At 45.8% G+C, this 24,315-nt stretch carries 26 protein-coding genes and 1 tRNA gene; 11 read left to right on the top strand and 16 right to left on the bottom strand.

Annotated elements, in window-relative coordinates:
- Positions 1-13: 13 nt before the first annotated feature.
- The 7 genes from LS482_RS17915 to LS482_RS17885 form a co-directional block, all read right to left on the bottom strand.
- Complete coding sequence (locus LS482_RS17915) at positions 14-790, bottom strand: HAD-IIA family hydrolase (protein WP_233028883.1); 777 nt, start codon at positions 788-790, stop codon at positions 14-16.
- Between the two features lie 95 nt (positions 791-885).
- Positions 886-2,205: an MFS transporter gene (locus tag LS482_RS17910; RefSeq protein ID WP_233028882.1), complete on the bottom strand. Its 1,320-nt coding sequence runs from the start codon at positions 2,203-2,205 to the stop codon at positions 886-888.
- Between the two features lie 138 nt (positions 2,206-2,343).
- Positions 2,344-3,156: a M48 family metallopeptidase gene (locus LS482_RS17905; RefSeq protein WP_233028881.1), complete on the bottom strand. Its 813-nt coding sequence runs from the start codon at positions 3,154-3,156 to the stop codon at positions 2,344-2,346.
- A 168-nt stretch (positions 3,157-3,324) separates the two neighbouring features.
- Entirely contained in the window at positions 3,325-3,978 is a 654-nt protein-coding gene (locus LS482_RS17900) for an NAD(P)-dependent oxidoreductase (RefSeq protein WP_233028880.1), read from the bottom strand.
- A 73-nt stretch (positions 3,979-4,051) separates the two neighbouring features.
- Entirely contained in the window at positions 4,052-4,459 is a 408-nt protein-coding gene (locus tag LS482_RS17895; RefSeq protein ID WP_233028879.1) for an Rrf2 family transcriptional regulator, read from the bottom strand.
- 156 nt (positions 4,460-4,615) lie between these two features.
- The gene (locus tag LS482_RS17890) at positions 4,616-5,494 is read right to left on the bottom strand and encodes an NAD(P)-dependent oxidoreductase (RefSeq protein WP_233028878.1); all 879 of its coding nucleotides are present in this window, start codon (positions 5,492-5,494) and stop codon (positions 4,616-4,618) included.
- 39 nt (positions 5,495-5,533) lie between these two features.
- Complete coding sequence (locus tag LS482_RS17885; RefSeq protein WP_233028877.1) at positions 5,534-6,427, bottom strand: NAD(P)-dependent oxidoreductase; 894 nt, start codon at positions 6,425-6,427, stop codon at positions 5,534-5,536.
- Positions 6,428-6,619: 192 nt separating this feature from the next.
- Here LS482_RS17885 and LS482_RS17880 point away from each other — a divergent pair, with 192 nt between their 5' ends.
- From LS482_RS17880 to LS482_RS17870, 3 genes are all read left to right on the top strand, one after another.
- Positions 6,620-6,976 (top strand): winged helix-turn-helix transcriptional regulator, encoded by a 357-nt coding sequence (locus LS482_RS17880; RefSeq protein ID WP_233028876.1) that lies wholly within the window; start codon positions 6,620-6,622, stop codon positions 6,974-6,976.
- Positions 6,977-7,018: 42 nt separating this feature from the next.
- Entirely contained in the window at positions 7,019-7,585 is a 567-nt protein-coding gene (locus LS482_RS17875) for a Crp/Fnr family transcriptional regulator (protein WP_233028875.1), read from the top strand.
- Between the two features lie 71 nt (positions 7,586-7,656).
- Positions 7,657-8,115, top strand: a complete 459-nt coding sequence (locus LS482_RS17870) for a DoxX family protein (protein ID WP_233028874.1) — start codon at positions 7,657-7,659, stop codon at positions 8,113-8,115.
- An 8-nt stretch (positions 8,116-8,123) separates the two neighbouring features.
- Here the strand turns inward: LS482_RS17870 and LS482_RS17865 are convergent, their stop codons facing one another.
- Together LS482_RS17865 and kynU are read right to left on the bottom strand one after the other, a co-directional pair.
- Positions 8,124-9,491, bottom strand: coding sequence for an FAD-dependent oxidoreductase (locus LS482_RS17865; protein ID WP_233028873.1), 1,368 nt, complete (start codon positions 9,489-9,491; stop codon positions 8,124-8,126).
- Positions 9,492-9,578: 87 nt separating this feature from the next.
- Positions 9,579-10,859: a kynureninase gene (gene kynU, locus LS482_RS17860; RefSeq protein WP_233028872.1), complete on the bottom strand. Its 1,281-nt coding sequence runs from the start codon at positions 10,857-10,859 to the stop codon at positions 9,579-9,581.
- A gap of 401 nt (positions 10,860-11,260) precedes the next feature.
- Here kynU and LS482_RS17855 point away from each other — a divergent pair, with 401 nt between their 5' ends.
- Positions 11,261-11,902, top strand: coding sequence for an O-methyltransferase (locus LS482_RS17855; protein ID WP_233028871.1), 642 nt, complete (start codon positions 11,261-11,263; stop codon positions 11,900-11,902).
- Here LS482_RS17855 and LS482_RS17850 read toward each other — a convergent pair.
- The 3 genes from LS482_RS17850 to gpmI form a co-directional block, all read right to left on the bottom strand.
- Positions 11,858-12,445 carry a phosphatase PAP2 family protein gene (locus tag LS482_RS17850; RefSeq protein WP_233028870.1) on the bottom strand — a complete coding sequence of 196 codons (588 nt, stop codon included), beginning with the start codon at positions 12,443-12,445 and terminating at the stop codon, positions 11,858-11,860. The two genes, LS482_RS17855 and LS482_RS17850, sit on opposite strands and share 45 nt — an antisense overlap.
- The gene (locus LS482_RS17845; protein ID WP_233028869.1) at positions 12,445-12,717 is read right to left on the bottom strand and encodes a Sec-independent protein translocase subunit TatA/TatB; all 273 of its coding nucleotides are present in this window, start codon (positions 12,715-12,717) and stop codon (positions 12,445-12,447) included. Before LS482_RS17845 ends, LS482_RS17850 begins: the two co-directional genes overlap by 1 nt.
- 158 nt (positions 12,718-12,875) lie before the next feature.
- Positions 12,876-14,393, bottom strand: a complete 1,518-nt coding sequence (gene gpmI / locus LS482_RS17840) for a 2,3-bisphosphoglycerate-independent phosphoglycerate mutase (RefSeq protein WP_233028868.1) — start codon at positions 14,391-14,393, stop codon at positions 12,876-12,878.
- Between the two features lie 387 nt (positions 14,394-14,780).
- Between gpmI and LS482_RS17835 the strand changes: the two genes are divergently transcribed.
- Positions 14,781-15,173 carry an ankyrin repeat domain-containing protein gene (locus tag LS482_RS17835; protein ID WP_233028867.1) on the top strand — a complete coding sequence of 131 codons (393 nt, stop codon included), beginning with the start codon at positions 14,781-14,783 and terminating at the stop codon, positions 15,171-15,173.
- A 196-nt stretch (positions 15,174-15,369) separates the two neighbouring features.
- Here the strand turns inward: LS482_RS17835 and LS482_RS17830 are convergent, their stop codons facing one another.
- Together LS482_RS17830 and LS482_RS17825 are read right to left on the bottom strand one after the other, a co-directional pair.
- Entirely contained in the window at positions 15,370-16,101 is a 732-nt protein-coding gene (locus tag LS482_RS17830; RefSeq protein WP_233028866.1) for a M15 family metallopeptidase, read from the bottom strand.
- A 12-nt stretch (positions 16,102-16,113) separates the two neighbouring features.
- Positions 16,114-16,569: a GNAT family N-acetyltransferase gene (locus LS482_RS17825; RefSeq protein WP_233028865.1), complete on the bottom strand. Its 456-nt coding sequence runs from the start codon at positions 16,567-16,569 to the stop codon at positions 16,114-16,116.
- A 251-nt stretch (positions 16,570-16,820) separates the two neighbouring features.
- Here LS482_RS17825 and LS482_RS17820 point away from each other — a divergent pair.
- From LS482_RS17820 to LS482_RS17800, 5 genes are all read left to right on the top strand, one after another.
- Positions 16,821-16,896, top strand: a tRNA-Gly gene (locus LS482_RS17820).
- 484 nt (positions 16,897-17,380) lie between these two features.
- On the top strand, positions 17,381-17,791 hold the full coding sequence (locus LS482_RS17815) for an SRPBCC family protein (RefSeq protein ID WP_233028864.1): 411 nt from the start codon (positions 17,381-17,383) through the stop codon (positions 17,789-17,791).
- A 35-nt stretch (positions 17,792-17,826) separates the two neighbouring features.
- The gene (locus tag LS482_RS17810; RefSeq protein ID WP_233028863.1) at positions 17,827-18,711 is read left to right on the top strand and encodes an alpha/beta fold hydrolase; all 885 of its coding nucleotides are present in this window, start codon (positions 17,827-17,829) and stop codon (positions 18,709-18,711) included.
- Positions 18,712-18,831: 120 nt separating this feature from the next.
- Positions 18,832-19,647: an alpha/beta fold hydrolase gene (locus LS482_RS17805; RefSeq protein WP_233028862.1), complete on the top strand. Its 816-nt coding sequence runs from the start codon at positions 18,832-18,834 to the stop codon at positions 19,645-19,647.
- Between the two features lie 107 nt (positions 19,648-19,754).
- Entirely contained in the window at positions 19,755-20,549 is a 795-nt protein-coding gene (locus tag LS482_RS17800; protein WP_233028861.1) for a helix-turn-helix domain-containing protein, read from the top strand.
- Between the two features lie 190 nt (positions 20,550-20,739).
- Here LS482_RS17800 and LS482_RS17795 read toward each other — a convergent pair whose 3' ends face one another.
- Both LS482_RS17795 and LS482_RS17790 read right to left on the bottom strand, forming a co-directional pair.
- Entirely contained in the window at positions 20,740-22,560 is a 1,821-nt protein-coding gene (locus tag LS482_RS17795) for a M61 family metallopeptidase (protein WP_233028860.1), read from the bottom strand.
- Positions 22,561-22,616: 56 nt separating this feature from the next.
- The gene (locus LS482_RS17790; RefSeq protein ID WP_233028859.1) at positions 22,617-23,414 is read right to left on the bottom strand and encodes a helix-turn-helix transcriptional regulator; all 798 of its coding nucleotides are present in this window, start codon (positions 23,412-23,414) and stop codon (positions 22,617-22,619) included.
- A gap of 163 nt (positions 23,415-23,577) precedes the next feature.
- On the opposite strand from LS482_RS17790, the gene LS482_RS17785 reads away from it, so the two are divergent.
- Positions 23,578-24,204, top strand: a complete 627-nt coding sequence (locus LS482_RS17785; RefSeq protein WP_233028858.1) for an NAD(P)-dependent oxidoreductase — start codon at positions 23,578-23,580, stop codon at positions 24,202-24,204.
- Positions 24,205-24,315: the final 111 nt, after the last annotated feature.

The raw sequence follows: 24,315 nt of genomic DNA, 5'->3' as shown, positions 1-24,315 counted from the left end.
GATTAAATGAAACCTATATCTTGGTGAGATCTTCCATTTTCAATTCTTTTACGGACCTTATGATCTTGTTGGGCTGAAAAGCATAATGTTTGAGGTCTTCTTTTTTGGATACCCCCGAAAGGGTTAATATGGTTTTATACCCCAGTTGTATGCCTCCCAGGATATCCGTATCCATCGTATCCCCTATAATAATGGTCTCCTGCGCGGTAAGTCCGAGGGTTTTTCTGGCCGCCCGCATCATTACGGGGCTGGGTTTTCCCACGGAAAAAGCCTTTTTCCCCGTGGCTTCCTCGATCATGGCCACAATAGCCTTGATCCCCAGATTGTTCCAGCCTTCTTTCTTCGGAGAAGGATCGAGATTGGTAGCTATGAATTTTGCACCTTCCAGGATCATGTCCACGGCATTGTTCACCATTTCCAGGGTAAAGTTCCTCCCCTCTCCTACCACTACGTAATCCGGTTTCTGGTTGACCATAACGTAGCCTTGCTGGTGCAGGCTGGTAATGAGTCCGCCTTCTCCCAGTACATAGGCCGTGCCGTTGGGTTTCATAAACGAAAGGAACCAGGCTGTGGCCATGGCACTCGTGTATACGTTCTCCTCTTTTATATTTATTCCCATCTTGCCCACCTTGTTCACGGTATCCAGGGGCGATCGCTGGCTGTTGTTGGTCATAAAGAGGAAAGGTATCCCGTTTTTCTGCAATCCTTCGATAAAGGTATCGGCGCCTTCTATCATGGTATCCCCGCTGTAGATAACGCCATCCATATCAATTAAGAGTCCCTTTTTCATAGTAGGTTATTGTTTTTATAGTTGTAACTCAAACGCGTGAAAAGCTAAAATAGTAAAAAGCCTTTCTTCTGCGCTCACATTATACTATCTAATCGTTATGTTTTTGCTTTTTTCTTTTCCCGCTCCACCCGGAACAAAAGGAATATGCCGATAACAAACAGCCCTCCCAGAAACAAAACGGAATTTCGCATGCTTCCCGTAACCTGGGCTATAAAACCATACAGGAACATCCCTATAACGATCCCTATCTTTTCGGATACATCAAAAAAGCTGAAAAAAGAAGTGGTGTCATCGGTCTCCGGCAAAAATTTGGAATAGGTGGAACGCGACAGGCTTTGTATCCCGCCCATTACAAGCCCCACACACCCTGCGGCCACGTAAAACTGAAAGGGAGAAGTGATGGAATAGGCATACACACATATCCCCACCCAAAGTATATTGATACCAATAAGTGTTTTTATGTTCCCTGTGCGGGCAGACATCTTCGAAGTGAGCCATGCCCCGAGAGCCGCTACTATCTGTATCAGCAAAATACTGATTATGAGTCCGAAGGTACGTTCGTCGGCACCGCCCCACTCCAGTTCCTCTTCACCGAAATAGGTAGCGGCAAGCATTACGGTCTGTACTGCCATGCTATACACGAAAAATGCCCCGAGGTACCTTTTGAGCCGCGGTGAGTCCCCCAAACGGTTCCACACCTTCTTCAATTCCTTAAAACCGTTGAACAGGATATTCTTATGCAGTTTTCCGTTGGAAGCATTTCCCCTGGGAAGGTGATGAAAAGTATATTGACTGAACCCCATCCACCACAATCCGGTGAGCACAAAGGATACCTTTGTAGGTGTCCCGGCCCCGGTAAAACCGAACCATTCGTATTTCATGATCATCAACAGGCATACGAGTAATAAAACAACACTGCCAATGTATCCCAGCGAATACCCCCTGGCACTTATGCGGTCCTGTTGTTCCGGATAAGCGATATCCGGCAAATATGAGTTGTAAAAGACGAGACTGGCCCAAAAACCGATCAACGCCAGAAAATAACACAGTAATCCCAAGTATATATGTTCCAGCGAAAACCAGTACAGCCCGATACAGGAAAAGGCCCCGAGATAGCAGAAGAACTTCAGGAATATCTTTTTATTTCCCGTATAATCGGCTATACCCGACAGTATGGGGGATATGACCGATACAACCAGAAATGCAGCAGCCGTAACATAACTGATCAAAGGGGCGCGGGCTATGTTCCCGCCAAAAAAAGTGATCTTTTCGATATCGGCCTCCCGGAAGAGCGCTCCGTAAAAAATGGGGAAAATGGCCGAGGCTATAACCAGACTGTAAACGGAATTGGCCCAGTCGTAAAATGCCCAGGCACCGAGCAGTTTTTTACTGCCCTTTTCTAATGCTGTTGCCATGCTTTTGGTTGATTGCGGACATTGGATTATTATCAATAAAAAAGCTGTCCTTTTTAAAGAACAGCTCCTAATATAGAAATTAATTTCTAACCGACTGTTATTTCACGATTAAAGATCCTCCATGCGGTCTGTTTTCCATTACTGAAAACTGGTTACCCCGAATTTACGCGCTTCGGCCCTTGCTCCGGGAGCAAGTTGTGTTAAACGTTTGATACGGGTATCACTTGAAGGGTGGGTACTGAGGATCTCCGGAGGAGCCTGGCCACCCTTGGCTTTCATCCGCCTCCACAGCTTGGCCGCCTCGCCGGGGTCATACCCTGCAATGGCCATGATCTGTATCCCGATGGCATCGGCTTCATTTTCATGACTTCGGCTAAAAGGCAGCATTGCCCCTACCTGCGAACCCACTCCGTAGGCCTGGGCCCATAACTGCTGGGCCTGGGCACTTTTACCGCTCGTGGCAACCGCAACACCAACAGCGCCTAATTGCTGCAGGGTGCCGGCACTCATCCGCTGGGCCCCGTGATCAGCCAAGGCATGGGCTACTTCATGGCCCATCACTACTGCAAGACCGGCTTCGTTCTGGGCAACGGGTAAAAGTCCGGTATATACCACAATCTTGCCTCCGGGCATACACCATGCATTGACCTGGTCGTCCTTAACCAGGTTGTATTCCCATTGATAATCTTTCAGATATCCTTCATACCCGTTGGCATTGAGCCATCGTTCCGCCGCATTGGCAATACGTTGCCCCACTCTTTTAACTTCCTGAGCATCAGCAGTACCTTTCACTACCTTATTCTCATTCAGAAACTTATCATACTGCTGAAAGGCCATTGGGAAAATGGAACTGTTGGAATGGAAATTCAGCGTACTTTTCCCGGTAAACGGATTCGTCTTACAGGAAAAAACGAAAAAAAGCAATAGAAATGCTACCCAAATTTTTCTCATAACCTAAGTGTATTTGTATTGTAAAAATACAAAATTAACAGTAAAAACCGACAGCAAGATGACAAATTTCCAACCGGGACAGCATAAAGATATTCGCAGGCAGATCCCTGTTCGCTGCATATAACCGCCTGTTTTAGGATTGTCACACAACCTGCAGGGCCGCCTTTCCTAATATGCCGCGGTAAACCGCTGTTTGTGATGTTTGGGATTTTCCAGTTCATCGGCAATAACCACACCTACATCCTCACCGGACAATACGCTTTTCCCGTTTTCATCAAATACCGGATTTTCCAGCCCCAGGCGGTATTTACCTGTTCGTCCCGTAGTGATTCCCCGGTGCATTTCAAGCGCAGGACTGAAGAAAACCCAATCGAGTTCGTTCTCATTCCTGATCTCTTCCAGGTAAACCCGTGCTGCATCCGCACCCGGTTTTATCTCGGCCGGGAACTCCGGAGTGTCTATCACCTGTAACCCGGGTTTGAGATAAAGGCTTCCCCCGCCCCCGATAACAATAAAACGCTTTACTCCCGATTTCCTCGTGGCTTCCTGAACCGCTCTTGCTCCCCGGAGAAAATCATCATAAATATCGGGATTGGTCCACCCTGCATTGAAGGCGCTGACCACGGCATCATGACCGGAAAGTATACCGGGCAGTTTTTCCTTGTCCAGCACATCCGCTTTTACCGGGGTTACCTTATTGCTTTTTACGGTCGTCTTTTCAGGGGTTCTCGCAATGGCAGTGACTTCGTGACCGCGGTCTACCAGTTCATTCAGAATGTTGGTGCCCACAAACCCGGTGGCACCGATTAATGCTACTTTCATGTTTTCGGAATTTAAGTTAAACGTTGTGTTTATTACTGTATTAATTTTTGTTACAGTTTTATTCAAAAAAATATCAGGTGAATTTCCCCGCAAATTCTTCCAGGGTCATTGCCGATAGCTTTTGTATGAGGTAATTATCGGTTTCCGTATACAATTCTTCCAGATGTTTGTTTACCTCCTTTCCTACCGGGCATTTCGGGTTGGGGGTATTGGCCCTTCCCAGTACGGGCACCTGCCTCACCGCTTCATAAATATCCGACAGTCTTATCTGTGAAGCCGGTCTGGCCAGGGTACTCCCTCCCCCCTTTCCTTCCTTGCTTTCCACCAGATGATATGCCCTGAGGTTGCTCATCTCCTTCCTGATCACCGCCGCATTGACATTGACACTTCCCGCAATAAATCCGGATGACAAAAATTCATCCTTCATAGTGGTAAGTAAGGTCAATATATGCAGGGAGGTGGCAAAGCGTACATTATTCATACTGTAATTATTTTTATTACAGTACAAAATTATGATTTTCATCCGGTTTTCAACTAAATTTTTGAAAAAATTTTCCCAGGCTTAAAAAATCCCCGTTCCACACCTCATACCATTGCGGGTGAAAACGGGGACTATAACCGTTTCCGGATTTTTACGTTACTTTATTCCTTCAATAATTCCCGGCATACCGTTTGCACCGAAACCTGCCGCTATGGCACGGTCAAAAACACTTTTTACGGCCTCCGGCACACTCACATTTATACCCGCATCACTACCGGCCCGAATAATGTGTTCAATTCCTGCGGCCTCCATGGCTATGTTATCCAGGTCACCGGGATAATGCCGGTTGTCTGCACTATCGGCAAAATCTTCCAGAAATGATGCGGCCACGGCAAAGATCTCCCGGGCATAGGGTAGAAAATCTGTCGCTTTTTCCCCTTCGGCATTCAGCAGAGCATAAGAATACAAAACACCGGTAAGGCTTATAAAAAATATATTGGTCATACCAAGATCGTATAATGCCGCACGGCCGGGTTCATCCCCCAGGTAAATGCTCTTGCCTCCTAACGCCTTCAGCACGTTTAAATGCCGGTCAAAAACTCCTTTGGCCCCGCTATACAGCAAAAGGGCGTCGGACTGCCCGACAACCGGGACAGGGACCAGGACCGAACCGTCCAGATAATTGATCCCATGCGTTTCCGTCCACGCTGCCATTTGTTTTGCTTTTTGAGGCGTATCGTTAGTGAGGCTCACCAGGGTACGCCCCCTCAGTGCTCCGGCGACCGGCTTTACGATCTTTTCCAAAACCGTGTAATTGAGTACGCAAACTACGATAAGGTCGCTTGCTGCAATTGCTTCGGCAACGGTTGATGCCGCAACAGCCCCCTTTTCAAGCAATGGCTTCATCTTGTCAGCCGATCTGTTCCACACTGTGGTCCTGTGCCCGGCTTGAAGAAAGGCCCCGGCCAGGGCCGTACCCATCGCCCCGAGGCCAAGTACCGTAACATGTTGTTTTATCTTATTGTTCTCCTTCATCTTTATCGTTTAAAAAATCATTGCTTAATTACACCTTCATCAGGCACTTTTCCGCAGTACCTTGATCAGCGCGGCGAGTTCTTCGCCCTCATAGCCCGCAGCTTTTGCTCTTTGAAAAAGCCCGGATGCCAGTCGGGGCAATTCTGCATTGATCCCGGATTCCCCGGCCTGTTCGAGGATACGCTCCACGGCTTCCACCGATATGCGCATCGGACTTTGTGATATTTTGAAGTCCCCGTCCCGGATCACTTTTCCTTCATGCTCCAGAAACTCCCCGAAAGTCGGAGATATTGCAGCGGCCAGCGAACCATATGCTTCCACATTCATCCCCTGGGATTCAACTATACGGGCACCGTGAAAGAACCCCAGAATGGAACCATACAGATAAGAAAGTGTGGCCAGGTCCATTGTGGAAGCGGCTCCGGCATGACTTCCCAGATAAGATACATTGCCCCCGAACACCCCGAGAAGCGACTCGTTTGCCTTGAAAACCGTTTCCTTACCCGAGATCAGTATCGAAGTATCCGTTCTTCCCATCTGGTCGGGAGCGGCCTGTATGGCCCCGTCCAGATAAGCCGCGCCGTAGCGCTGCGCCCAGGATTCGGCATCATCGGCCTCCGCAGGGCTCCCGGTTGTTAATTCTATCAGTGTTTTTCCGCGGAGTTTTGCGGTGACTTCACCATTGTGCAAAATGGCTTTCGCAGCTTTATAATCGTAAACACAAATAACTGTGACGGGGCTTGCCGCTATGGCTTCCGCCGCACTCCCGGCAAGGACGGCACCTTTTGATACAAGTGTATCTGCCTTGTTTGCCGTACGGTTCCACACGGTAACTTCATAATTATTGGCTATCAGCAACTCTGCCAGCCTGTATCCCATATTTCCCAATCCTATAACGGATATTTTTTCCGGGACCTTGTTTGTAGAATTCATGATCTTTTTATTTAAAAAATTAACAGCACAAAGTTCCGTATACCACTTATTTCCTACAATAAGGGAAAAAATATTCAGGCAGGGAAAATTTTTTCCCTGTATACAAGGCGGAGGATGTGGAGTGTTATCACAGCCATACAAAAACAGGTTTTGGTTGAAATTGTTTATTTTTGTGTAAAAGCTGTTTCAACCATGTACGAAAGAAAAATCCCGGAAGACCTGGAGTGTGGCATCAACCTTACGACCAAGGTATTGGGTGGAAAATGGAAACCCTGTATTATTGATGCCATTCACAGGGGCATACGACGGCCCAGTGAACTTCATCAAGATATCGATGAGGCCAGTCCGCGGGTTATCAACATGCAACTCAAAGAATTACTGGAGCACGATATCATCCGGAAAAAAATATACCCCGGACTCCCCCTGAAAGTGGAATACTACCTGACTCCCCTGGGCGAAAGTTTACTTTTTATTATAGATGCCATGGACAAATGGGGAACGGAACACCGCGACCATGTTTTACAGGTCCTGGAAGAAGTTCCTCGATGAGTCCCGTTCTGTTTAAAGTCCGTTTCCCGTAGTAAAATGCCGATGAAAGCCATCCAGGAGTATTTCAAAAAACTTGTTCCGTTTACTGATTCCGACGGTAGTTTCTTTTCTTCCCAACTTATAAAAAGGGAATACAAAAAGGGCGAGTTGATATTATCGCATGGCAGCACTGAAAATTACCTTTCATTTATTGAAAAGGGCATTATCCGGTTCTATACCGTGAAAGAAGACAAAGAAATTACATTCAGTTTTGCGTTTGAGAACGCTTTTGTCAGTGCCTATGATTCCTTTTTAATGCAGACCCCCGTACAATACCATGTGCAAGCCCTGGCCGATACCATATTGTGGAGCATCAGTTACGGGGATTTACAGGAAGTCTACAAGGAAACAGCAGCCGGGCAGCAAATCGGCCGCAAAGCTGCAGAAGAGCTATTTATCAAAAAAAGTAAAAGGGAAATGGCCTTCCTGCAACAAAGTGCCCGGGAACGCTACGAAAGCCTGTTTGCGGAAAACCCTGTCCTGCTGCAAAAGGTACCCTTAAAATATATCGCTTCGTACATAGGTATTACCCCCCAGGCACTGAGCAGGATAAGAAAACGGATTTCTTAACCCGGGTTCATTGACTTCCGCCATTTTCTGCCATAGCTTTGCCACTCACAAAACCTTAAACGTTCCAGAAAATGAAACCGTTAATCGTGCTTATCACTATTTTCACCCTCATACTTGCCGTAACGCGAATAGTTTACGGGCAATGGGACATTTATCGCTCCGGCAGGGTGGCCATGGCCGTTATGCTGATCTTTACGGCCATAGGGCATTTCAAATTCACGGAAGGCATGATCCTGATGTTGCCCGATTTCGTTCCTGCCAAAAGAGAGATGGTGCTGGCTACCGGAATTATAGAGCTTATTGCTGCCGTAGGACTTTTTATCCCTTCCCTGCGGATACTTACGGCCTGGTTGCTTATCCTTTTCTTTGTACTGATCTTTCCGGCCAATATTCATGCCGCACTGCATAACGTCAACCTCGAAAAGGCTTCATACGACGGAGACGGGATAAATTATCTCTGGTTCAGGGTTCCCCTGCAACTGCTTTTTATAGCCTGGGTATATTTCTTTGTGATCCGGACCGGGAGATAGCCTTTTCCCTATCTGCTAAACGCCCCGGGAGCCATCTCTTCCAGAAGTGAAAGTATTTTTTCTTCTACGGTTTCGCTATCCCATATTTCGGCTATATTGTCCATTTGCATGACCTTTTCCATAATCGCCCTCTGGCGATCGCCTTCGGCCAGGGCTTCGGCATAGGGCCGGTCTGAGAAGGTTACCCTGCTGTACAGGGGCATCCATTTCCCGGGGTACTTTTCGGCAAACCTGCTTTCTATCTTTTTCTGCAGAATAAAATCGGCATCGGCCGTTTTGGAACTCATCTCCATAAAATTGCGGAAACTGAGTTCGGCAATGGCATCGGCATTGGGTTTGCGCTCCGTCTGATATTGTTTAAAAATGGCTTCCCAATCGTCCCCGTGTATATTCATCAGGTGGTTCAGTAACCGGATATCTTCAAACCCGGCATTCATTCCCTGCCCGTAAAAAGGCACGATGGCATGGGCAGCATCACCCACCAGCGCCACCTTGTCCCAATACGTCCAGGGAAAGCATTTTACGGTTACCAAAGCACTGGTCGGATTTTTAAAAAAGTCCTTTAGCAAACTCGGGATATCCTCAACCACATCGGGAAAATAGTGTTCAAAAAAGGCCTGTACCTTTTTCTCGGTGTCCAGGGTCTCAAAGGAATTTTTTCCTTCAAAAGGCATAAAAAGCGTTCCCGTAAAGCTGCCGTCCAGATTGGGCAGGGCAATGAACATAAACGCCCCCCTGGGCCAGATATGCAGGGAATGTTTGTCAAGTTTATGCGAACCGTCGGTATTAGGCGGTATGGTGAGTTCCTTATATCCCGTATCCAGAAATTCCTGTGAGTAATTAAACCGGCTCTGACGCTGCATTTTGTGGCGCACCCTGGAAAACGCACCGTCCGCACCAAAGACCAGGTCGTATTTCCGGGCCTGCCATACTGTATTCTCGCTTTCCCCGGTACGGATGGTCGCTTCGGGAAGGTCCACATCCCACACTTTGGATTCGAAAACAAATCCGGCACCGGCCTGTTCGGCAAGATCGATCATTTTTTTGTTTAAAATCCCCCGTGAAATGGAGTATATGGCTTGCCCCTCTTTACCATACGGCTGGAAGTACAAGGGTTTATCCAGCGTGTGAATAGCCCTTTTATCCATTTTAATGGCCACTTTTCTCACCTCATCCGCTATTCCCACTTCCTCCAGGGCCTTCCAGCCCCGTCGCGACATGGCCAGGTTTATGGACCTTCCCGAAAATTCTATGGTCCGTATGTCCGGCCTACGGTCGTAAACATCCACTTCATGTCCCCGGTGTTTTAAATATATGGCCAGTAGAGATCCAACCAATCCACTCCCTACTATTGCTGTTTTTTTAGGCGTCTGCATCGGCTATATTTACAATTTATGACGTACGACTACACGACTTAAGACATATGACAATTTCTAAAACCCTACGTCATAAGTCCCGAAATCCTATGTCTTTTGATTAATCCCGTTTTTCAATATCTGCCCGAATTCATACATGTCTTCAAAAGAACAGTAAAAAGGTGCGGGCGCCAGCCGGATGACATTAGGTTCGCGCCAGTCGGTGATCACCCCGTTTTTCATCAGGTAGTCAAACAACGCCCGTCCCTGTCCGTGTAAAAATACGGAGAGTTGACAGGCCCTTTCTTCCGGTTGTTTCGGAGTAATGATCTCAAATTCGCCTTCGGTATCCTCATCTACCTGTTCCAGCACAAATTCGAGGTATGCAGTGAGTTGATCCCGTTTTCGGATCAATGCATCCATCCCCACTTCGTCAAACATTTCCACGGAAGCCAGATAAGGGGCAAGCGACAACACGGGAAGATTACTTACCTGCCAGCCATCGGCTCCGCGAACAGGGTCAAAACCGGGCTCCATAAGAAAACGGCGTTCCTTGTTATGCCCCCACCAGCCTGCAAAGCGGGGAAGGTCTTTATTGTTATGGTGCTTTTCGTGCACAAAGGCTCCCGATGCATTTCCGGGGCCGCTGTTCATATACTTATAACTGCACCAGGCGGCGAAGTCCACCTTCCAGTCGTGCAGTTGCAGTTTTACGTTTCCCGCAGCATGTGCCAGGTCCCATCCCACGAGAGCACCTGCCTGGTGTCCGGCACGGGTTATGGCTTCCACGTCAAATACTTGCCCGGTATAATAGTTGACCCCGCCAATAAGTACCAGTGCCAGTTTGTCCCCGGCCTCTTTAATCCTGGAAATCACATCTTCCGTACGGATATGATGCTCTCCTTCCCGCTTTTCCACTTCCACAATGGCATCGGCCGGATCAAAACCGTGAAACTTCACCTGGCTTTCCAGCATGTACTGGTCACTGGGAAAGGCTTTGGCCTCGCACAATATTTTATAGCGCTTTGGTGTCGGTCTGTAAAAAGAGACCATTAAGAGGTGAAGGTTTACCGTAAGGGTGTTCATGACGGTAACCTCGGAAGGTTTTGCCCCTACGATCCTGCCGAGAGGGGCAGCAAAACGTTCGTGATAGTCCCACCAGGGTTTCCGGGCGTAAAAATGACCCTCCACGGCCATTTCCGCCCAGTCTTCCATAATTTCGTCAACATATTTCCGGGCGCTCCGCGGTTGCAGTCCCAGGGAATTTCCCGTAAAATAAATCACCGGTTTCCCGTTTACCTGCGGAAAAATAAATTCGTCCTTGTACTTTTTTAGTGGATCCCGGGCATCCATTTCCTGTGCAAATGCCCTCGTATTCTGAAATTGCATTCCTGTTTGTTTCGGTAAAAGTAAGGATTTCCCGGAAATTGACAGACGGGGAAACCGGGAAAGTGATAAATCCGGGAATTACAGGTTAAAAATCATTACACGTTACGGAAAACAATATGCCCTTTTGGTATCACTGCTTTTTATGGCTTCAAATCCCTTTGTACATGACAAAATTTGTTCTCGGATTGATTTGTGAGAAAACGGGCATGTTTTGAGCACTACCTGAATAAGATTGACGGGAGATTGATTCCGACTGCGTCGGGAGATTGAAAGAGATTGAACATATCCCTTAAAACCAATCTCCTGTCAATCTCACTCAATCCTTTACAAGCCACCCCATCCTGAAATAAATTTTATCTTGTACTAAAACGCAATCCATTATCTTTGTAAAAAAGAGACTTATGCATTTTTTATCAGAAGTTTTGGAAAATTACGTAGAGCAACACACCGAGGAAGAACCGGAACTGCTGCGCGAACTCAACCGTGAGACTCATCTCAAGGTATTGCGCCCCCGGATGCTGAGCGGACATTTCCAGGGCAGGCTGCTGAGTCTCCTGTCCAAACTGATGGCTCCCCGGTATATCCTGGAAATAGGGACATATACGGGATATTCGGCCCTGTGTATGGCAGAAGGGCTTCAAAAAGACGGAGAACTGCACACTATAGACATCAACGAAGAACTGTATGACCTGCAACGGAAATATTTTGACAGGAGCGACTATGGCGAACAAATAAAACAGCACACCGGAGATGCTCTTGACATTATTCCCACACTGAATATAAACTTTGACCTGGTCTTTATCGATGCCGACAAACCGAACTATCCCCGTTACTTTGATCTTGTGCTGGACAAGATGAACAAAGGCGGGATCATACTTTCGGACAATGTGTTGTGGAGCGGAAAAGTGGTCGAGGAAGTCAAACCGGACGACAAAAATACTCTTGCCCTTCTTAAATACAATAAAAAACTCAGGGAAGACCCCAGGGTTGAAACCGTATTACTTCCCGTCCGGGATGGTCTCACGATAAGCCGCGTAGTCTAAAAGTGCACGTCCCAGATACCTGTAAAAACCGACAGCAATTAAAAATCCGGTCAGCCATCCCATCAATACATCCGTAGGGTAATGCACGGCAAAGTAAAGTCTGCTGAGGCCGAAGAACAGGGGCCAGACGTACAGAACATACACCCATTTCCGCTTTTTTCGCAAAAAAAGGATAAAAAGCGTGGTCACCGCCATGGCGTTTGATGCATGCCCGGAGAAAAAGCTGTAACCATGCGCCCGGATAACAATACGCAACTCCTGTAGCACACGGGGATCATTCACCGGTCTGGAGCGTTGTACCAGTTCTTTTGTAATTTCAGTAAACAGAAGGGTAAAAATAAGTGTGAATACTAAGGTGGTGAGGACAGCCAGAGCTTTTTGCCTGGAAAAATTTTTTATAATGAGATAAACAAAAACCAGGTAGAGCGGAATCCAGGCGACAATACTGGTGGCGTAAACCCAAAAAACATCCCACCGGACATTTCCGAGATGATTAATAAATACAAGAAGGCCCTTATCGTATTCCGGCCATGAAGCGATCATTAAAGCCGTCTTTTAATAGACCCGGTAATGTCGTCCATATCGTCCTTTACTTTATTTATTTCCTCGTTTATGTCCTTGGTCAGACTACTGTCTATCCCCTGTTTTTCAGCACTTTTCTGTATCTCACTCTTGATGTCATTGGTAGCGTTCCTGAGTTGCTGCATGCCCTTACCGAGCCCTTTGGCTATTTCAGGTATCTTATCGGCACCAAAAACCATCACTACTATAAGGAGAATAAAAAGTATTTCCGGGCCACTGATAAATAAAAACATATCCTTCTTTAAATATATATACAAATATAATGAAGTTTACCCTGCTTTTACCGCATTGGTGTTAAAAGTTATATCCCGGCAAACGTACTGGGGAGGCGCTAAGTATTACGGGGCTTACCAAAAGATATACTTTCCCGGCACTTAACGCCCAGTTTTTGTTACACCAATGGTTTCCGGGTCATTTCTTCCGGTTGGGCTATCCCTATCAATTTCAGGATCGTAGGGGCAATATCGCCCAGGATACCGTTATGGATCTCCTTTATATCTTCATCCACCAGGATTATCGGTACCGGATTAGTGGTATGCGCCGTATTGGGGCTTCCGTCCGGATTCACCATGGTATCACAGTTACCGTGATCGGCGATGATAATGGAAGCATACCCGTTCTCCGAAGCTGCCGTAACTACATCGCGGGCACATTCATCAACAGCTTCACAGGCTTTAATTGCCGCTTCCATGACTCCCGTATGCCCCACCATATCCGGATTGGCAAAATTGAGACACACAAAATCCACCTCTCCTTTTTTCAGTTCGGGGACAATGCCATCACGGATGTCATAGGCACTCATCTCCGGTTGCAGGTCATAGGTGGCTACCTTGGGTGAGGGGCACAGTATCCTGCTTTCCCCTTCAAAAGGTTCTTCGCGCCCTCCGTTGAAGAAGAAAGTAACATGCGGATACTTTTCGGTTTCCGCTATCCTTATCTGCTTTTTCCCCGCCCGGGACAATACTTCGCCGAGGGTTTTCTTTATATTTTCCTTGTCGTATATCACATGGATATTCCCGAAGGTATTATCATAGTTGGTCATGGTTACAAAATACAGGTTGAGCTTGTGCATATTCTGCTCGTGGAAATCCTGCTGGCTCAGGGCCTGGGTAAGTTGCCTCCCCCTGTCGGTACGGAAGTTGAAGAAAATAACCACATCGCCCTCTTCTATCGTTGCCGTGGGGCCTCCCTGTTTACTTTCAACAATGATGGGCTTAATAAACTCATCGGTAATGCCTTCGTCATAACTTTTCTGTACGGCACCTACCGGATCGTCCGTAAGGTAACCCGTACCGTTGACCAGGGCATCGTAAGCCAGTTTTACCCGTTCCCAGCGCTTGTCCCTGTCCATCGCATAATAGCGCCCGGTAATCGTGGCCAGGGCCGCATTTTTTTTCGTACAGTATTGTTGTATGTCCTCTATAAAACCTTTTCCGCTTTTCGGGTCAACGTCACGCCCGTCGGTGAACGCATGAACATATACATTTTCCAGCCCGGCTCCGTTGGCCGCATCCAGCAACCCCTTGAGGTGTTTGATATGCGAATGCACCCCTCCGTCACTGATCAGTCCGAGAAAATGAACCTTCCTGTTATTTTCCTTTGCATGGGAAAAAGCATCCCTAAGTACTTTTTCTTCCGATAGGGTATTGTTTTCCACCGCCAGGTTGATCTTGGCCAGGTCCTGGTACACTATCCGTCCGGCACCGAGGTTCATATGCCCCACTTCACTGTTGCCCATCTGCCCTTCCGGAAGCCCTACATTCATGCCATCTGTCAGCAGGTTGGCATTCGGGTATTTTTTATAAAGGGAATCTATAAAAGGTGTATTTGCATTGTCTATCGCCGAGATCTTCGGATCGGGGGATTTTCCCCACCCGTCCAGGATCATCAATAAAACTTTTTTGTTCATGTTCTACAGTTCTGTTTAAATATGAAGAATGAAAGGCTATATCGTGCCAGCAAGCAAAAATACGAATAACTATCCACAAATAACCGGCGTTTCCCTGTTAAGATATACACCGAAAACGATAAAGTTTTTAAACCCGGTTCTTAAATTATCACGGCAATCCCTGCCCCGTTTCATATATAAAACATACTTTTTGCCTGCTGTTTTTGACAGGATAATAATAAGCAAACCTCTTTTTAATATTTTATTAATACAACCACTTCTTATTTGTTAATCTTTTGTTATAAAAATGCCCCCGGTGTAACAAAAAAAGATTCCTGCCGTCTTTTAGACAAAAGCGCTTTTAATTTTAAATCATATAAATCGTAATCCGTAAACTCAACAAGCATCATGAAAAAAACAGCTCTCATTTTAGCAGGGATAGCTATGGTAACCTTCACTAATACTTCCTTAGCATCCAACGAAAGACCTTATGACAACTATAAAGTTGAAGTGACAAAAATACCAAATGTAAGTCCGTTTTGCCTCGCCATATCCAAAGGAGACATTACGACCGTAAAGAAACTCATAGAACTCGGTACCGATGTCAACCAGAAGTCCAGGGGGATGACCCCACTGATGTATGCCGCAAGGTACAACAAGGTTGAAATCATAAAACTGCTCATTGCCAACGGTGCCAAACTCAAAGTTAAGGATGACAAAGGCTTTACTGCTCTTAAACATGCCGAATTATCCAATGCGACGGAAGCCGCTACCCTGATCAAGGAGGCATTAAACGCATGAGGACTTTGTTCTCATTTTTGATTATTTAATTAGCTTGAAACCCCGCCATCCGGCGGGGTTTCTAAATTTATTGACACGTCCGAATCTTCCCGTGCCCAATACCCTGCAACATTCAACAATTTAACACCTAATACCCACTTCACACAGTCCTAAGTCCATAGGTCATACATCTCATCCCTAATCCCGGTCCATCTTTCTACGGAATAAGTTCGGGGTTGATGTCCAGCACATTTTCATTTTTATATTTTGCTATGAAGGCATCGGTAAAATGTGAAGCGCCGGCCACTTTCTCTGCCGTGATGATCTTTTTTATACCGAGTTTTTCGTATTCCCTTAGCATGGGGATGGAAACCGGGGCATAACTGTAGTGCCAGGGTTCGTATTTAAACCCTTTCCTGCCCGGTTTATCGGTGTATACCATATAGAAACCGTATTTGGTCACGTTTTCATCCAGCCATTCTTTCAGGGGACGGAACGGACCGTCGCCATGAAACTTATCGGCCTCAAGGACATCGCCCGAATAACTGGCTGCACCGTCTATAATATCAATATCTGTAGCCCAGTGATGCCGGGAAGTCCCCGGTATGGTGGAATATTCGATAATCTTCGCTATAGCCTGTTCAGGAGTCAATCCGTCCCGGGTGTACCGTTCATATTTTCTTTCCCATATCCTTTTTTGATGATAGAAATCGCGGTAGCCGGACACTATTTTTATGTCCAGTCCTTCTTTGGCGGCATCATTTTTCATTTTCAAAAAAGCTTCCCAGGCCTTCCTGCGCAGGTTTATTCCCTCACCAAAGAGTTCCGGATCTCCCTTGCCTATAAGTTCGTCATAAGAATAACGTGGTGAAGCGAACACCCCGGCAGGAACGGTTCCCAGTGCTATCGCAGTTGCCGTTGCAGATTTTATAAAAGTTCTTCTTTTCATACCTTTTCCGGTTTATTTCCATTTTTTACACATCACATAATGCGGGCCTACGGTTTCAATGATAAATTCGTCACCGTCAATAATGTACCCCAGCTTTTCGTAAAACCTCACAGCCACTTTCCTTGCATTCATCCACATAAAATATCCTCCTCTTCGTTCCACTTCCTTTTCCGCTTCCCGTACAAGGACCTGGCCGAGCCCCTGCTTTTGGAATTCTTCGAGTACGGCCATTCCCCTGAGCTGAAACTGCCGTTCCTCATCAAACCGGGAATGCGCGTTCTCCAGTATAGTCACCACTCCCGCAAGCTTACCTTCAATGTACACCCCTATATGAAACGTAGTGGGCGCATCGTCCCCGTCGAACTCGCAGGTGGCTAAGGGCAGACCGGTACGTAACACGGGGTGACGTACGGGATAGGTTTCCTCCGGGGGAATCTGTTTTACGGTATAAAAAGCTGTTTTTTCCATGATCTTTTCTTTTCGGCAATTTTATAAGGCTAAAATTAATCTTTTTTTGACCAAATCGCTAACCATCATTGTAATGAACTGAGCCTAAAAAGGATATCACAGGCTATCTGCATACTTTCCTCGCAACTTCAATAAACAGCATAAAAAATTCAACACTTTTCTTGGAAGGTATACATCCGATTATTTATATTTGCCCCGCATTTATCGCAAATGCTCTTATTGACACAACCACCTGCATACGGGTGAAACAGGCGGGAGTAGCTCAGTTGGTAGAGCGTCAGCCTTCCAAGCTGAATGTCGCGAGTTCGAACCTCGTCTCCCGCTCCAGAAAATACCGGTTTTACAGACCGGTATTTTTTTTATCCCTCCTTTTTCCGTATTTAAAAAGCTACAGTTTGTCCAATACCGGATCATTCCTAAAATTGGGGACTATATAAAAATTACGGTAACCTGTTCATGCCAAAATGAAAAGATATTATACGTTTCAGGTTGCTTTCACTGTCACCAGAGGAGCTTAAAGGTCATAAAGATTTTCAACATATCCGTAATCCCCAAATCTCGGGTCCTATATCCTACGTCTAATGTCCCACATCTAAAGACATTTGGCAAAACAACCCCTTTTAATTGACATTTTTACACCCCATACATTCCGGGATTTCGCTGCAACTTTGTAATACAGACGAAAGCGATAGTATGCACGCATAGCCTCCGATCAAAAAAGTCCGTGAATATGTCGGTTTTGTTCTATTCTTAGTCCGTATTAAAATTCAAATTTGACCTTTAAAACAACAATAATCTTAAAACAGAAATCATGGAACAGATCACTGTGAAAAACACTGTAAACGCCCCCGTAGCCAAGGTATGGGAGCTGTGGACAAAACCCGAACACATTACAAAATGGAATTTCGCATCAGACGACTGGCATTGTCCGAAGGCAGAGAACGATTTGAAAGTAGGCGGGAAACTCAAGTCGCGAATGGAGGCCAAAGACGGTAGTTTCGGATTTGACTTTGAAGCTGTATACGACGAGGTCATTGATCATAAAAAGATCGTTTACACCATGACAGACGGCCGAAAAGCAATTACCGATTTTGAGGATGTGGACGGTAAGACCGAAGTCACCACAACTTTTGATGCCGAGACCACAAATTCTGTAGAAATGCAACGCGGGGGATGGCAGGCTATCCTGGACAACTTTAAGGCTTATACGGAAAAAAGCTAAGCCCGATTTCTTTACAAACCAAAAACATTACCATTATGAAAACATTGCTCTTAACTGCAGGCGTTATGATAGCATCCGTTATGTCTGTCTTCTCGCAAAATGCTGTCAAACCTGAAACTACCGGGTATGCCGATGTAAACGGGCTGGATATGTATTACGAAATCTACGGGGAAGGCAAGCCCGTAGTCCTTTTGCATGGCGCATATATGACCATTAACCTCAACTGGGCCCGGATCATCCCGAAATTATCGGAAACCAGAAAAGTGGTTGCCGTGGAAATGCAGGGGCATGGCCATACGGCGGATATTGAGAGGCCCCTTGATTACAAGGCTCTCGCCTCGGATATAGCAGCGTTGTTAAAGCATCTCAAAATTGACAAGGCCGATATAATCGGATATAGCTTCGGAGGTACAGTTGCCCTTAAAACAGGTATCGACTACCCGAAACGGGTAGACAAAATGGTCATTATCTCCACTGCATATAAATCCGAAGGGTGGATGCCTGCCGCCCGCGAAACATTTCTTTCCATGGATCCCGGCTTTCTGGACAATACACCGCTGAAGACCCAATACGACAAAATTGCCCCCGATCCCGGTCACTGGACCGCATTTGTTGAAAAGTTCATCGCATTCGACAAGAAAAACTACGATCTGGGTGCAGAAAACATCGGAAATTTAAAATCGCCCGTATTGTTCATCATGGGTGACAATGACGGCGTTGACCCCGGTCATATCATAGACATGTACAAACTGTGCGGCGGAAGTGTATTCGGGGATGTGGAAGGACTACCGGAATCCCAACTGGCCATTCTGCCCGGGAAAACCCATGTGGGCCTGATGATGGATACGGAACATATCCTGTCTTTCATAACACCTTTCCTGGACAAAGCCCCGGCGCAAAATGCTTCGATACAACATTAAAATAGTCATGCTCTGTGTTACCTGCTCCTGCCGCCCCCAAATTAATCGTGTACAGTACCATTCAAACAAATTACAACCGTGAGAACAGATCTTTTAATACTGCTGATTTACATAACCACTATGAACACTGCACTATCCCAAAACCCGAAAACTTCGTTTACGTCCGGATATGCCCCCGTAAACGGTATAAAGATGTATTATGAAATATACGGCGAAGGCAAAATCCCTCTGGTGCTTATCCACGGCGGGGGCTCTACCATACAGAGCAATTTCGGAAACGTGATCCCCATGCTGTCTGAAAACAGGAAAATCATCGCCATGGATCTCCAGGCTCACGGGCGTACGGAAGACAGGGACACTCCGGTATCTTTTGAACAGGATGCTGACGATATTGCCGCACTTCTCGCTCATCTCGGGATAGATAAAGCCGATTTTTTCGGGTTCAGCAACGGGGGAAACACTGCCATGAAAATCGGCATGAGACACCCGGAGATCGTAAACAAACTGGTTATAGCCTCTTCCTTTTACCAACGGAACGGACTGCCCCCCGGATTTTTCGAAGGGATGAAAAACGCCAGCCTGGAAAACATGCCCACCCCTTTAAAAGAAGCTTTCCTGGACGTAAACCCGGATAAAAAAGGGCTACAAACCATGCACGACAAAGACAAGGAAAGAGTGTTACGGTTTAAGGACTGGAAAGATGAAGCGTTACAATCCATAAAAGCCCCTTCCCTTATCCTTATCGGTGACCGGGATATCGTATTACCCGAACACGCTGCAAAAATGTCCCGTATGATTCCCAATGCAAGATTGATGATCCTCCCGGCAAATCACGGGTCCTATATCGCGGAAATCTGCACAGTGCAGGAAAACAGCAAAACACCTGAAGCGACCATAATCCTTATTGAGGAGTTTCTTACCGCAGAAGGTGAATAGCTATTTATAAACCGCTATATGCCTGTAGGTTTTGTTCAATTTTGTGTAAATTGTGCTTTCTATTTTTGCAGCAGTCGTCCCGAATACATTTTACAAAAAAACAAATTGTGCAAAACCTTAACGAATATACCATCCCGGAAACACTGCAGCCGTACGTGAAATCCGTCCTGTCTTTTCAAAAATCGGGACCGGACCACCTGCCCAACGACATGCCTTTCTTTGCCGATGGTTGTCCCGGTATCATGTATATGGAATCCGGGGCCGATATATTTCTGAACCGCAAAAAATTATCGGCCCTGTTCCTTTATGGCCAGACCATAAAACCCATAAATATTTACACCTTCGGAGAAGTCAATGCCATTATATTTTTCCTGTACCCTCATGTTATACGCTCCCTGTTCGGCATACGTGCCGATGAACTGAGGGACAATTGTGTCGATCTCGAGTTGCTGCCCTTTCCGGAAGCAAAACATGTGAGGGAACGCCTTTCCGCTTCAACTTCAACCGAAGCCCGAAAGGCTGTCCTTTCGGATTTTCTTCTCCGTTTGACGAAACGGAAAAAGATTGTCATGGACCGGAAACTCATTTATGCCACTTCCCGTTTAACACTGGCCAAAGGTGACCTGCCGTTAAAGACCCTTCGAACGGACATACAGGTTTCCGAGCGTACTTTTGAACGTAAATTCCGGGAACACGTAGGTATTTCACCCCGGCTTTACGCCCGGATATGCCGGTTTCAATCGGCCATGATGCAATTACAATCCGACAACTATTCAAAGCTCACGGATATTGCCTATGACAATGGTTACGCCGACCAGTCACACTTTATACGTACCTTCCAGGAATTCACAGGCCATACCCCATCCGATTTTCTGAATGGTTTTACACAGGACAACCCATAACAGGTTTTATTCCAACGCGGGCAATGTTTAAGAGTACCTCCTATAATTTCCTGTAAATTCATATCAAGAAAAATAATAAGGCGTATCATTGAAACCGATATTGAACTTATACCAGGAATGATCAAAGAAGATATTAAAATTCATCCCGTTAAACACGACGGAAATATTTTCTCCTTATCCATTATTCAAGTTACTTTAACCTTTCCCGCAGTTTAACAGCCTCCGGGGTGGCGCCCGGATCGATTTCCAATACGTTCCTGTCGTATTCGGGATACAGTTTTTCCGTAACTTCCATTTTTCGGCCATCCCGGATAAGATTGATTTGATACGTCTCTCCTGTTTTCATTTCCTGAATCGCAGTCATTATTTTATCGAATGAGTCACGGGTGAGCTCTTTACCGTTAATGTGGGTAACGATGTCCCCTTTTCTCAATACCGATCCCTTGTAATCCTGAGAAATCGATGTTATAACCGCTTTTGTTCTGCTTCTGAAACGAATAGTTATTCCGGGGGTGGACTTGTTCTCACTGTTTTTACGCTTCGGGAGGTATTGTACCCCTACTGCTTTTAGTTCTTTCTCAAAATCAAAGGGCGTATTGGCCCTGATGTGTTCATCAATAAAATCCCGGATTTCCGGATAGGTCATTTCCACCAGCGTATCGAAAAAAGTATCGTTGTCAAAAGGGTGGTCTTTCCCGTATTTTTTTATCAGTTCCAGGTAAACTTCGCGCAATCCTTTTTCCCCGCCGGAAAGTTGCAGGAGTTTAATATCGAGCATGGCCGCGGTGAGCGCTCCCAGCTGGTAGATGTTATTGTACTGCTTATTGCCTTCATCCGTAGACCACTCCCTGCTGAGACGTGTCAGGCTATAATCGGTACTGTAGTTTTGGCTATTCGTTATTTTTTCCGACAGGTAGTGCAGATAATCCTCAAAACCGACCAGGCACGCACTTACCTGCATTTTGTATGACACCCATTCGGTCAGCCCCTCATACAACCACAGGTGCTGGTCCCCGGAAGAAGGATGCGCGTAATCAAAGTTTGCCAGGACATTGCTATGCAGGTGCAACGGACTTAAAATATGCATGAACTCATGGGCTATGTTATTTTTCAGATAAGGAATAAACCTGCGTTTGGCAGGCAATGTGTAAGTTGAACTCAGCGAATGTTCCAACGCACCGGCATAGTTAAAAACCGGCATTTTTATCTTATCGTCTTCATCGGAAAAATACATTAAAAAGGTATATCGCGGAACCGGGGCATAACCGATGTACTCCGTGGCTGCATTTAAAATGGGTCTGGCATTCTCCAGGATACTTTGTGCGGAGAATATTTCTTCGTCGGGGGAATATGCGAACACTTCAACCCGGATACCGTTAATCATGGCCGATGCATATGACAGCTTTTCTCCGATCAGTATCGGGGAATCCGTAAAGTGATAGTAAGAGTCTGCTTCATACACGCCTTTATTATTCCTGTTCAAGGCCGTTCCTACTTTTGGCGTTCCGTCAAATTTTAACCGGAGTTCGACGGGATTGTCCTTACGATGTTCAAAATATCCGAATACACCAAAAGTGTTGATGATGGTGAAGTTCTCCGTAATCCCGGTCCCGCTCATGGGATAAATGGGATGGTAATCGATACTCATATCAAACGAATCATCTATCTCATAGACAATCCTGTCCACCTTTGCAGGTTCACATATCTCAAAACTATTGGTCGATATTTTTTTGGTAAGAAGTTCTTTATCGTACTTGTCATACACCTTAAAAACCTTTATGAAACGGCCAAAATCCAAAGGCTGGTGAACACCGGGCGCATAGGAAACGAAACTGTATACACTATCCTTTTCTGATAACCGGGGCGTTTGCAGGCTTACGTTAAACGCATCGTTTTTTCCTGTTAAATCCAGTTCATACCGGAATACGTCGTCTTGCCCGTAACCATAATATGAAGTGAAAATGATCAAACAAAGGGATAGGATCGGTAAATGAATGCCTGTTTTTTTCATTGTTATTTGTTTTCAGGCAAAGAAAAAAGACCTTGTTATCAAAAAATTGTAGCAGATTAACTTTTTAGCAATAACCTGAACTGATGTGGCGAAATACGGTAGCGGGACTTAAAGGAGTTGATAAAATGCGGATCGTCATAAAAACCGTTCAGGTGACTGATCTCACTAACAGGTGTGGACGAATTTACAAGCAAGTGAAATGCGTTGGCCAGTTTCATTTTCAACTGGTACTGACCTATGGTCATCCCGGTATTTTGTTTAAATGCACGGGCCATATAGATGGGATGAACAGCAACTCTTTCAGATAATGAGTGCAACGAATGGAATATTTCCAATTCGTTTTTCAATATATCAAGCAGTTTTTCCAGCCAGGGCTGGCGTAATTTTACAGATTTTTCATTAACCCGTAAAAGGAAATCGGCAACTGTTTCTTCAACCAGGTCCGTTTGCCCACCCTTCATAAACCCCACGAGCATCCGGACCAAAAAAGGAGTTATACCCGCTTTGAAATGGAGCATCTGTTGCGGGAATTTAAAATCACTGTCGTATTTGTGCATCCATTCCTTCCCGAATTCCACATTAAAGCAGTGCACGTCCTTGTCTGTAAAGTAATTCTGATGCACATACCCCTCCGGCCTGAACAATGCATCTCCGGGCAACACCCGGGTTTCGGAAATTTCATTTTTTTCCAGGTACACTCCGTTTAACAGCATACTGAAATACTGGTTCTCGTGCCTGTGCGTTTTTGTACGGCTGTTATTTCCATGAAAGGTCTGACTGAACTTCATGGAATCACACTCCATACTTTTCCTGGTCTGGCCCAGGTATTCGCCTTCATGCAGGGTAATGACCATTTTTTATTTTCTTCCCAAATTATCGATGCCGTTAAAATACTCCTTATTTCAGGAACCACACAGCGCATTGCTGAAAAATTGCACATATCGGTTTAACAACAGTGTCGGTTTCGTTCTATCTACGGCATATTTTCCTTCTTAATTTTGATAAAAAACAACAATTATGAAAGTTATCATTTTCGGCGCCACCGGCAATATTGGAAAACCGCTGGTGCTACAGGCCCTCACCCTGGGGTATTCGGTAACAGCATTTACCCGGAACAGGGAAAGGTCACAGGATATTGAACACGACAACCTCAACATTGCGGAAGGAAATGTCCTGGACGAAATTGCGGTAGAAAAGGCCATCAAAGGCCACGATGCCGTAATTTGTGTCCTCGGTGCAGGCAGGAAAGGCACAATACGGGCACAGGGCACCCGGAACATTATCAGAGGGATGCGGAAAACCGGAGTAAAACGCCTTATTTGTCAAAGTACCCTCGGCGCAGGTGACAGCAGGGGGAACCTCAATTTTTTCTGGAAATACGTCATGTTCGGCTGGTACCTGAAAGAAGCTTACCGGGATCACCTGTTACAGGAAAAATATGTAACGGACAGTGACCTGGACTGGACCCTCGTCCGTCCCGGGGCTTTTACAGACGGTAAGGCCACCGGTAATTTCAGGCACGGATTTCCCCCTGATGACCGGTCTGTCACATTAAAGATATCCAAAGCAGATATGGCCATGTTCCTTTTAATGCAACTGCAGACGGACCAATACCTGAAAAAAACGCCCGGATTATCGTATTAGGAATAAAATTAAAAGCATACGGTATAAAACTGATAACAGATTTCGGATAGTGAAAGCTTTATTTTATGTCCGGTATCGCAGTACTTTATTTTCAATCGTTTTCCACTTCGG

The organism is Sinomicrobium kalidii, from assembly GCF_021183825.1.
Taxonomy (GTDB): Bacteria; Bacteroidota; Bacteroidia; order Flavobacteriales; family Flavobacteriaceae; genus Sinomicrobium; species Sinomicrobium kalidii.
This window is presented reverse-complemented; position numbering and strand designations above follow the sequence as displayed.

Bases quoted from the DNA above. Each gene is read 5' to 3' on its own strand.
- LS482_RS17900 (WP_233028880.1), bottom strand. From the start codon at position 3,978: ATGAAAGTAGCATTAATCGGTGCCACCGGGTTTGTGGGCACCAACATT.
- LS482_RS17785 (WP_233028858.1), top strand. From the start codon at position 23,578: ATGAAAGTTATCATTTTCGGCGCCACCGGCAATATTGGAAAACCGCTG.
- LS482_RS17805 (WP_233028862.1), top strand. From the start codon at position 18,832: ATGAACACTGCACTATCCCAAAACCCGAAAACTTCGTTTACGTCCGGA.
- LS482_RS17830 (WP_233028866.1), bottom strand. From the start codon at position 16,101: ATGAAAAGAAGAACTTTTATAAAATCTGCAACGGCAACTGCGATAGCA.
- LS482_RS17865 (WP_233028873.1), bottom strand. From the start codon at position 9,491: ATGCAGACGCCTAAAAAAACAGCAATAGTAGGGAGTGGATTGGTTGGA.
- LS482_RS17795 (WP_233028860.1), bottom strand. From the start codon at position 22,560: ATGAAAAAAACAGGCATTCATTTACCGATCCTATCCCTTTGTTTGATC.
- LS482_RS17850 (WP_233028870.1), bottom strand. From the start codon at position 12,445: ATGATCGCTTCATGGCCGGAATACGATAAGGGCCTTCTTGTATTTATT.
- LS482_RS17815 (WP_233028864.1), top strand. From the start codon at position 17,381: ATGGAACAGATCACTGTGAAAAACACTGTAAACGCCCCCGTAGCCAAG.
- LS482_RS17905 (WP_233028881.1), bottom strand. From the start codon at position 3,156: ATGAGAAAAATTTGGGTAGCATTTCTATTGCTTTTTTTCGTTTTTTCC.
- gpmI (WP_233028868.1), bottom strand. From the start codon at position 14,393: ATGAACAAAAAAGTTTTATTGATGATCCTGGACGGGTGGGGAAAATCC.
- LS482_RS17910 (WP_233028882.1), bottom strand. From the start codon at position 2,205: ATGGCAACAGCATTAGAAAAGGGCAGTAAAAAACTGCTCGGTGCCTGG.
- LS482_RS17790 (WP_233028859.1), bottom strand. From the start codon at position 23,414: ATGGTCATTACCCTGCATGAAGGCGAATACCTGGGCCAGACCAGGAAA.
- LS482_RS17880 (WP_233028876.1), top strand. From the start codon at position 6,620: ATGTACGAAAGAAAAATCCCGGAAGACCTGGAGTGTGGCATCAACCTT.
- LS482_RS17885 (WP_233028877.1), bottom strand. From the start codon at position 6,427: ATGAATTCTACAAACAAGGTCCCGGAAAAAATATCCGTTATAGGATTG.
- LS482_RS17845 (WP_233028869.1), bottom strand. From the start codon at position 12,717: ATGTTTTTATTTATCAGTGGCCCGGAAATACTTTTTATTCTCCTTATA.
- LS482_RS17875 (WP_233028875.1), top strand. From the start codon at position 7,019: ATGAAAGCCATCCAGGAGTATTTCAAAAAACTTGTTCCGTTTACTGAT.
- LS482_RS17895 (WP_233028879.1), bottom strand. From the start codon at position 4,459: ATGAATAATGTACGCTTTGCCACCTCCCTGCATATATTGACCTTACTT.
- kynU (WP_233028872.1), bottom strand. From the start codon at position 10,859: ATGCAATTTCAGAATACGAGGGCATTTGCACAGGAAATGGATGCCCGG.
- LS482_RS17835 (WP_233028867.1), top strand. From the start codon at position 14,781: ATGAAAAAAACAGCTCTCATTTTAGCAGGGATAGCTATGGTAACCTTC.
- LS482_RS17855 (WP_233028871.1), top strand. From the start codon at position 11,261: ATGCATTTTTTATCAGAAGTTTTGGAAAATTACGTAGAGCAACACACC.
- LS482_RS17915 (WP_233028883.1), bottom strand. From the start codon at position 790: ATGAAAAAGGGACTCTTAATTGATATGGATGGCGTTATCTACAGCGGG.
- LS482_RS17825 (WP_233028865.1), bottom strand. From the start codon at position 16,569: ATGGAAAAAACAGCTTTTTATACCGTAAAACAGATTCCCCCGGAGGAA.
- LS482_RS17870 (WP_233028874.1), top strand. From the start codon at position 7,657: ATGAAACCGTTAATCGTGCTTATCACTATTTTCACCCTCATACTTGCC.
- LS482_RS17810 (WP_233028863.1), top strand. From the start codon at position 17,827: ATGAAAACATTGCTCTTAACTGCAGGCGTTATGATAGCATCCGTTATG.
- LS482_RS17890 (WP_233028878.1), bottom strand. From the start codon at position 5,494: ATGAAGGAGAACAATAAGATAAAACAACATGTTACGGTACTTGGCCTC.